At 70.4% G+C, this 8,660-nt stretch carries 7 protein-coding genes; 3 read left to right on the forward strand and 4 right to left on the reverse strand.

Going from position 1 to position 8,660, the window contains the following annotated elements; translation table 11 throughout:
* Positions 1–78: 78 nt before the first annotated feature.
* Positions 79–1,500 (reverse strand): M1 family metallopeptidase, encoded by a 1,422-nt coding sequence (locus KBX46_RS29355; protein WP_210795194.1) that lies wholly within the window; start codon positions 1,498–1,500, stop codon positions 79–81.
* Positions 1,501–1,685: 185 nt separating this feature from the next.
* On the opposite strand from KBX46_RS29355, the gene KBX46_RS29360 reads away from it, so the two are divergent.
* Positions 1,686–2,795 carry a sugar phosphate isomerase/epimerase gene (locus KBX46_RS29360; RefSeq protein ID WP_141911123.1) on the forward strand — a complete coding sequence of 370 codons (1,110 nt, stop codon included), beginning with the start codon at positions 1,686–1,688 and terminating at the stop codon, positions 2,793–2,795.
* Positions 2,796–2,867: 72 nt separating this feature from the next.
* Here KBX46_RS29360 and KBX46_RS29365 read toward each other — a convergent pair whose 3' ends face one another.
* Positions 2,868–3,986, reverse strand: a complete 1,119-nt coding sequence (locus KBX46_RS29365; protein WP_088950166.1) for a GuaB3 family IMP dehydrogenase-related protein — start codon at positions 3,984–3,986, stop codon at positions 2,868–2,870.
* Positions 3,987–4,016: 30 nt separating this feature from the next.
* Positions 4,017–5,579 (reverse strand): IMP dehydrogenase, encoded by a 1,563-nt coding sequence (gene guaB / locus KBX46_RS29370; RefSeq protein ID WP_088950167.1) that lies wholly within the window; start codon positions 5,577–5,579, stop codon positions 4,017–4,019.
* A 186-nt stretch (positions 5,580–5,765) separates the two neighbouring features.
* On the opposite strand from guaB, the gene KBX46_RS29375 reads away from it, so the two are divergent.
* Positions 5,766–6,185, forward strand: coding sequence for a DUF5319 domain-containing protein (locus tag KBX46_RS29375; protein ID WP_088950168.1), 420 nt, complete (start codon positions 5,766–5,768; stop codon positions 6,183–6,185).
* 191 nt (positions 6,186–6,376) lie between these two features.
* On the opposite strand, the gene KBX46_RS29380 is transcribed toward KBX46_RS29375, so the two are convergent.
* A complete protein-coding gene (locus KBX46_RS29380) occupies positions 6,377–7,195 on the reverse strand; it encodes a helix-turn-helix transcriptional regulator (protein WP_099848589.1) in 819 nt (272 codons plus the stop codon).
* A 253-nt stretch (positions 7,196–7,448) separates the two neighbouring features.
* Here KBX46_RS29380 and KBX46_RS29385 point away from each other — a divergent pair, with 253 nt between their 5' ends.
* Positions 7,449–7,832, forward strand: a complete 384-nt coding sequence (locus tag KBX46_RS29385; RefSeq protein WP_088952018.1) for a WhiB family transcriptional regulator — start codon at positions 7,449–7,451, stop codon at positions 7,830–7,832.
* Positions 7,833–8,660: the final 828 nt, after the last annotated feature.

The following is an 8,660-nucleotide window of genomic DNA, read 5'->3' on the forward strand; positions in this document are numbered from 1 at the left end:
GCGTCCACCGCTCCGCGCGCACGTACGGTCCCCCGCCGTCCGCAGGCGGGAGCATATCGACCGGCCATCACGGCTCCGTCACGGCAGTGTGGGCGCTGATCCACCCACCAACCAGGCGTCGAAGAGCGGTCGAAGCTGCCGACCCGCCACCCGCTCGGCCAGCGCGACGAGGTCCGAGGTGGTCGCGTTGCCCGCCGCCCGCTCGCTGGTCCAGGTCCGCAGGAGGCGGAAGAACGTGTCGTCACCGACGGTCCGGCGCAGCGCGTGCACCGCGAGTGCCCCCCGCTTGTAGACGGCCGTGCCGAACATCGACTCCCGGCCCGGCTCGACCGACGGCTGCGACCAGTCGGTCGCCGCGTACTGGAGCTCGAAGTTGCGTTGCGCGGTCCGGCCGCCGTCGTGCTCCTCCCACAGCCACTCCGCGTAGCTGGCGAAGCCCTCGTTGAGCCAGATGTCGCTCCACCTGGTCAGCGACACGCTGTCGCCGAACCACTGGTGGGCCAGCTCGTGCGCCACCACGCTCGGGTTGGGTTGGTCGTCCGCGAAGAAGGCGGGCCCGTAGACCGGGCGGGACTGGGTCTCCAGCGCGTACCCGATCCGGTCGTCGGCGACCACGATCCCGCCGTACGAGTCGAACGGGTACGGGCCGAACCGGCTGGCCAGGAAGTCGACGATCGCCCCGGTGCGGGCCAGTGAGCTGGCCGCGCCACCGTTCGCGGGCAGGCTCGCCGCCACCGCCGTGACCATCGGTCGGCCGGCGTGCGTGCCGGTCACCACCCGGTAGTCGCCGATCACCAGGGTGCTCAGGTAACTGGCCATCGGGGCGCGCTCCGACCAGTGCCAGGTGGTCCAGCCGTCGGCGCTGCTCTTCGGGCCGGGCACACCGTTGCTCAGTGCGGCCAGGCCGTCCGGGACGGTCACCGCCAGGTCGTAGGTGGCCTTGTCCGACGGGTGGTCGTTGACCGGGAACCAGGTGGCGGCCGAGTCGGGTTGGCCGAGTGCGACAGCGCCGTCGGCGGTGTGCAGGAAACCCCCGCTGCCCAACGACCCGTCGACCACAGCCGTGGGCACACCCGCGTAGTCGACCGCCACGGTGAACTGGCGGCCGCGCGGGAGCCCGGCGCGCGGGGTCACCACCAGCTCGCCGTCGCCGCGCCGGTGGTCGGCTCGTGCGTCGGCAACGGTGACCGCGCTGACGGTCAGGCCGGCCAGGTCCAGGTTGAACCGGGACAGGTCCTGGGTGGCCGTGGCCGTGATGACAGCGCGACCGGTCAGCCGGTCCGTCGACGGGTCGTAGCGGACGTCGAGGTCGTAGTGCGAGACGTCGTAGCCGCCGTTGCCGCGCCCCGGCACGTACGGGTCGCCCGCGTCGGCCGCGCCGGCGCGGAACCCGTCGCTGTCGCCCGTACAACCGGTCGCGGCCAGTCCGACGACGCAGGTCAGCGTGGCGGCGATGGCGGCCAACCGACTGCCGGCCGATCTCCGTCCGGTCCGGACCATGCACACCCCCCTGCGATACCTCCGGTCAGGACGAGCGTAGTCAGCGCCGCAGACGACACGGCCCGTATTGACGATCATCAGTTACTTTCGTTGAATCAAACAAAAGTAGCCGTCGATCGATACTTTCTTTCGACTTTGACCGACGTTAGTGTCGATCTCCGACCACCGTCGCGAAAGGTGGAACCATGCCAGACCACACCGCACCCGACGCCACCCCCACCGGCCGACTCAGCCGTCGGTCCCTGCTCGCCGCGTCCGCCGGCGCAGCCGCCGCGATCGGCGCGGCCGGCCTACCGGTCCTCGCCACCGGCACCCCCGCGCTCGCCAAGCCCAAGAGCAAGCTGCGGGTCGAGCCGCTGATCCCGGCGAAGAACCGCGGCATCATCCTCTACAGCGTCCGCGACCGGATCACCGCCGCGCCCGACGACAGTGGAGTGCCCTACGGTTTCGAGCGCGTCCTCGCCCGGCTCGCCGAGATCGGCTACAAGGAGATCGAGTTCGCCGGCTACACGCAGAGCACCGAGATCCTCGGCCGGCAGATCACCCCCACCGAGATCCGCAAGATCCTCGACGACAACGGTCTGGTGGCCAACGGCACCCACGCCTCGATCCAGCCGGCCACCTTCCAGCAGCAGCTCGACATCGCCGAGGAACTCGGCATGAAGAACATCGGCACCGGCAGTGACCCGACCAGCAGCGCGTACAAGGCCGAGTGGGATGCCGCCGCCGACATCTGGAACGAGCTGGGCCGGCAGGCCCGGGCCCGGGGCATGCGGCTGTACACGCACAACCACGACGCCGCGTACAGCTTCCTGATCGACCGTGGCCCGCGCGACGCGCAGGGCCGGCAGACCCGGTCGTCCGGCATCCGCCGGCTGGAGTACTTCTTCGAGATCACCGACCCGCGGTACGTCTTCTTCGAGCTCGACATCTACTGGGCCTACGTGGCCCGCTACAAGCACCAGAAGTACGTCGACCCGGCCGGCCAGGAAGTGACCGACCTGTTCGACCCGATCCTCACCGTGGCCGACCGGACCACCCGGTTCCCGCTCTTCCACGCCAAGGACGGCGACCGGGACACCAGTGTTCCCAACGGATACCAGATGACCCCGCTGGGCGAGGGTGACCTCAACTTCCAGCAGTTCTTCCAGACCATCGGCGAGCGGAACTTCCACCACGCCAACTGGGAGATGGACACCGCCCCCGGCGGTGCCGACAACAAGGGCCAGTCGCTCGACTTCGCGGCGACCAGCTACCGCAACATGTCCGACCTGACCATCTACCTGGACAAGTGACTCCCGGCTGAACGCGACGAAGGCCGGCCCCGCAGCACCGCGGGGCCGGCCTTCCGGCGTCTGAGAGAAGGGTCAGCGGTCGAGGACCAGGCCGACCTTCTGGAACTCCTTCAGGTCGCGGTAACCGCACTTGGCCATCGCCCGACGCAGCCCACCGAACAGGTTGAGCTGGCCGTCGGCCTCGTCAGCCGGCCCGAAGAGCAGCTCCTCCATCGACCCGAGCGGCTCACCGGCAACCTCGAACGCGCCCCGAGGCAGCGACGGGTGACTCGCCGCCGAGTGCCACCAGGCACCACCGGCGGGGGCCTCCTCGCAGAGCGACAGCGGCTCACCGAGCATCACCGCGTCCGCACCGCAGCCGAGCGCCTTGGCGATGTCACCCGAGGTCTGGATGTCACCGTCGGCGATGAGGTGCACGTACCGGCCGCCGGTCTCGTCCAGATAGTCGCGGCGGGCCGCCGCCGCATCCGCGATCGCGGTCGCCATCGGCACCCGGATCCCCAGCACCGACTCGGTGGTCGACCACTCGTCGCCACCGATGCCCACGATGACCCCGGCCGCACCGGTACGCATCAGGTGCAGCGCGGTCTTGTAGTCCGTGCAACCGCCGACGATCACCGGCAGGTCGAGGTCGGCGATGAACTCCTTGAGGTTCAACGGCTCATCGGTGGTCGACACGTGCTCGGCCGAGACGATGGTGCCCTGGATGACCAGGATGTCCACCCCGGCGTCCAGGATCACCGGAGCCAGCGCCAGGGTGTGCTGCGGGGAGACCCGCACCGCCACAGTGCCGCCACCGGCGCGCAGCTCACGAACCCGCTCGGCGATCAGGTCCGGACGGATCGGCTCGGCGTACACCTCCTGGAGCTTCTTGGTGGCGCGGGCGTCCTCGTCGAGGCCGGCCAGCTCCTCCAGCACCTTGGTCGGGTTCTCGTAGCGGGTCCAGAGCCCCTCGACGTTGAGCACACCGAGGCCGCCGAGCTCACCGAGCCGCACCGCCGACGCCGGGCTCATGGTGGCGTCGGAGGGGTGGCCGACGCACGGGATACCGAACGGGTACGCGTCGAGCTGCCAGGAGGTGGAGACGTCGTCGACGTCCCTGGTCCGGCGGCTCGGCACGATGGCGATGTCGTCCAGGTGGTAGCCGCGCTGCGCGGTCTTGCCCAGCCCGATCTCGACCACGTCACGCATGGGGGACTCCAGATGGTTGGGGGTGGTGGGTCAGCGGGTGTGGTAGTTGGGCGCCTCGACAGTCATCTGGATGTCGTGCGGGTGGCTCTCCTTCAGCCCGGCCGCGGTGATCCGGATGAGCTGGCCCCGGCGGTGCAGATCGGGGATGTTCTCCGCACCGGCGTATCCCATGGCCAGTCGCAAACCGCCGACCAGCTGGTGGGCGACCCGGGAGAGCGGCCCCCGGTAGGGCACCTGACCCTCGACGCCCTCCGGGACGAGCTTGTCGTCGCTGAGCACGTCCTGCTGGAAGTAGCGGTCCTTGCTGTACGACTTGGCCTGCCCCCGGGACTGCATCGCGCCGAGCGACCCCATCCCGCGGTAGGTCTTGAACTGCTTGCCGTTGACGAAGATCAGCTCGCCGGGGCTCTCCTCGCAGCCGGCCAGCAGGCTGCCGAGCATCACCGTGTCGGCACCGGCCACCAGGGCCTTGGCGATGTCACCCGAGTATTGGATGCCACCGTCGCCGATCACCGGCACGCCGGCCGGCCGGGCGGCACGGGCCGCCTCCATGATCGCGGTCACCTGCGGCACACCGACACCGGCGACGATCCGGGTGGTGCAGATCGCGCCCGGACCCACGCCCACCTTGACGCCGTCGGCGCCGGCGTCGACCAGCGCCTTCGCGCCGGCGTACGTGGCCACGTTGCCGCCCATGATGTCGACAGTGACGTCGGCCTTGAGCCGGCGGACCATGTCCAGCACGGCCCGCTGGTGACCGTGCGCGGTGTCCACGATCAGCACGTCGACGCCCGCGTCGACCAGGGCACGGGCCCGCTTGTACGAGTCCTCACCGACGCCGATGGCGGCGGCGACCCGGAGGCGGCCGGCGTCGTCCTTGCTGGCGTCCGGGTACTGCTCGCTCTTGGTGAAGTCCTTCACGGTGATCAGGCCACGCAGCCGGCCCGACTCGTCGACGATCGGCAGCTTCTCGACCTTGTGCTGGCGCAGCAGCGCGAGAGCGTCGTCCTTGCTCACGCCCACCCGGGCGGTGACCAGCGGGGTGTGGGTCATGATCTCGCGGACCGGGGTGTCCGGCTCGGAGACGAAACGCATGTCGCGGTTGGTGACGATGCCGACCAGCTGGCCGTCGCCGTCCACCACGGGGACGCCGGAGATGCGGTAACGCCCGCACAGCTCGTCGACCTCGCGCAGCGTGTCGTCAGGGCTGGCGGTCACCGGGTTGGTGATCATGCCGGACTCGGAGCGCTTGACCAGGTCGACCTGGAGCGCCTGGTCCTCCATCGAGAGGTTGCGGTGCAACACGCCGATGCCGCCCTGGCGGGCCATGGCGATCGCCATCCGGGCCTCGGTCACCGTGTCCATCGCGCTGGAGAGCAGCGGAATGGACAACTCGACGTTGCGGGTGAGCTTCGTCCGGGTGTTGACCCGACTGGGCACCACGTCCGACTCGCCCGGCTGGAGCAGCACGTCGTCGAAGGTGAGGCCGAGCGGAACCACCCGGGCGGAGCCAGCCGGCAGCTCGGGCAGGTGGCCGCCCAGGTCGGCGTGCTCCACGCCGGCCGGAAGATCGGTGCTGGGCGAATTTTCCACGATTGCTCCCCTGAGCTGCTCGGATGGGCTTCAGCGAGGTGGCGCGGGCGGGCACCGGAGCGCGCCACGGTGCCGGCACGTCGCCTCATCGTACCCAGTGACCTGGGCGACCCGTCTGTGGCGGCCCGGCCCGGCGCACGGCCCGGGGGGCGGACGTCCGCGCCGCGTTGGGTCTACGGTGAAGGGGTGCACGACGAGCCCATCGACCCGTTCAATGGCGACCCGGCCGATCCCACAGCGGGTCTGGATGAGCCGGGCGATGACCCGACGCCGGATCCGCTGACCGACGTCGAGCGGCAGGACGTGCTGGAAGACCTCGCCGACCTGGAGATCTACCAGGCCCTGCTCGCCCCGATCGGGGTCCGTGGCCTGGTGATCGAATGCGAGGACTGCCGAGAGCCCCACTACTTCGACTGGGACCTGCTCCGGGGCAACCTGCGCCACCTGCTCAACTCGGGCCGCCCCCGGGTGCACGAGCCCGCGTACGACCCCGACCCGGACCACTACGTGACCTGGGACTACGCCCGGGGCTACGCCGACGGCGTGCACGACACCCTGACCGAGGGCACCGAGGACGAGCCGGGCACCCCGACCGCAACGCAGTGACGGTCGGGTGCGTGGACGCCGTTTGATGGTGCCGTGCGGCGCCTGCCGGTGACCGTGACGTGCGGCGTGGCGCTCGCCGATGACTGCGCGGCAGCGCGGCGTGGCGCGTGCCGGTGGAGTGCGGCGCAGCGCGGCGTGGCGCCTGCCGGTGGAGTGCGGCGTGGCGCGTGCCGGTGACCGTGGCGTGACCCTCAGGCGACCAGCCCGGCGCGGAAGCCGGCTGCCACCGCGTGCGCCCGGTCCCGGGCCCCAAGCTTGCGGAACAACCGGCGAGCGTGCGTCTTGACCGTGTCTTCCGAGACGAACAACTCCCGGCCGATCTCCGCGTTGCTCTTACCCTCGGCCATGCCGAGCAGCACCTGAAGCTCGCGCTCGGTGAGCCCGATCGACGCCCGGGTGGGCCGGGCGTTCGCAGCCGGCCGGGCCGGATCGGTCTGATCCGCCGACGACTCGCCGGTCGCCGACTCGGCCTCGTCGTCCCCCCGCTGCACCGGCACCGACGGCATCCCCGCCGACCCGTCGCCGGGCGTTGCCGGCCAGCCGGGCTCGCCGGAGCCACGCGGGGACGGCCCGGAGCGACCAGAACCGCCTACCGCCGCGGCATCCCGGGCCGGATCGGTGATCCGCTGCCGGGAGGCCCGGCCGGGCGCTGTGAGCAGCAGGAGGGCCTTGGCCACCGCGCTGGTCAGGTCGTGGTCGACGTTCTGAATGAGACCGCGGGCACCGGCGCTGATGGTGGCCGCCGCCGCCTCGGACTCTTCGGTGCCGAGCAGCAGCACCGCGGCCTGCGGCGCGCGGGCCAGGACCCGACGAACGAAGCCGGCGCTGTCCGGCCGGGTGAGGGCCGTGTCGGCCAACACCACGTCGGCCGGTCGCTCGGCCAGCCGCAGCATCACCTCAGGATCGGAGACTGCGGTACGAACAATTGCTGACAACCCCAGCCGCGCGGCAGCAGAAGCAAGGTGCTGGGCCGCGAGTGGTGTCCGAACGCACACAAGGACGGTACGCACTGTGGTCTCCTCTCCGCCAACGAGCAGACCATGACGGGGTCGGCTCGGGAGGGGGTTCCCGGCAATCCTTCGAACTTTTCCGACAGATAGGGCAAAAGCCGCAATTTGTAGGACGTTTTCGATCACACACGTGTGAGTCGGCTGCGGCCCGGGTACCGGGAGGTCCAGGCCGGGAACGGTGCGCCTGCGCGGCCCGCCGCACGGATGCCGGCCACAAGGATTCTCGCGGAGCCGCGCGGGAGGAGGGGTGCTGATGTCGAACGTACGTAGACTGCCCGGACCCATCGTCGATCTCTGGGACTGGCAACGGCTCGGTGCCTGCCGAGGGCGGGACAGCGCCCAGTTCTTCCACCCGGACGGCGAGCGTGGCTCCTCCCGACTGCGTCGCGAGTCCGCCGCCAAGTCGGTCTGTCGCGCCTGCCCGGTCCGGGCCGAGTGCGCCGCACACGCGCTGTCGGTCCGTGAGCCGTACGGCGTGTGGGGCGGCTTCAGCGAGTCGGAACGACTGCGACTGCTCGCCGTCGGCTGGGAGGACCTGGCAGACCGCCGGCACGCCCGGGTCGACGTCGCACGGCTGGAGGCCCGACTGGGTCACCCGCACAAGTCGACCGTCCCAGCCCAACGCAACGTCGCCTGACCCGACACATACCTGACGTCCGCGAAACCGCGTCCCTGGTTCGGGGGCGCGGTTTCGACGTCTCCACCCCTGGGCGGCCTCAACATCCCCGGGTCCTAGGCGGCTCGGCCTCCCCCGCCCGGGCCCGTGGAAAGCTCCAACATCCGCATGATCGACACGAGTTCAATGATGTCGGGGTGTCCCGCCGTCTCGGACACCTCGATATTGGCAAAGCCGAGTGGATCATGCCCAGAACGGAACGGGCTGAGGCCGGCCGCGCCGCCGTATGGGAGGTTTGTCCGGTCTGAGGGGTTGAGCCGAGAGCGCCGATGGCCGCGGTACGAGGTTCGGGGCGTTTGGCCTGTGACCGGGTGCACCGGTGGGTCGGAATGATGGCCGGGGCGGGGTCGTTACACACTCTGATGATCGCAGGACCACCGCCTCACCGCCCCGCCTACGGGTTGGTAGCGGGGTTGGAATGCCGACCCGGCCCGCATCGTTGAAGCCTCCCCAGCCCCGCCCCATCGGGTGCCACGGAATGACCCGGCCCCCGGAATGACCCCGGACCCCCGGTCGTTACACATGGACCCGGCGCCCGAGCCCTCCGGCTCGCAGGCCGCCGACCCGGCCCCCGCAAGCCCCCCCGCTTGGCGGTGCCGATCTCCCTAAGACTTTTTTCCTTTGTTTGATGCAGCGCCGGACGAGGTGCTCACACCCCTTGTGTCGCCGACCCCCATTGGCGGTGCGGGTGTTTCCTACCCCCGAAGGAGCTACCCCCATGAACACGATCTTCCGTAAGAGCATGTTGTCTGTTGCTGGTCTCGCGTTCGCCGGTGGTGTCTTCGCCGG

This window comes from Micromonospora sp. C81 (genome assembly GCF_018070425.1).
Taxonomy (GTDB): domain Bacteria; phylum Actinomycetota; class Actinomycetes; order Mycobacteriales; family Micromonosporaceae; genus Micromonospora; species Micromonospora zamorensis.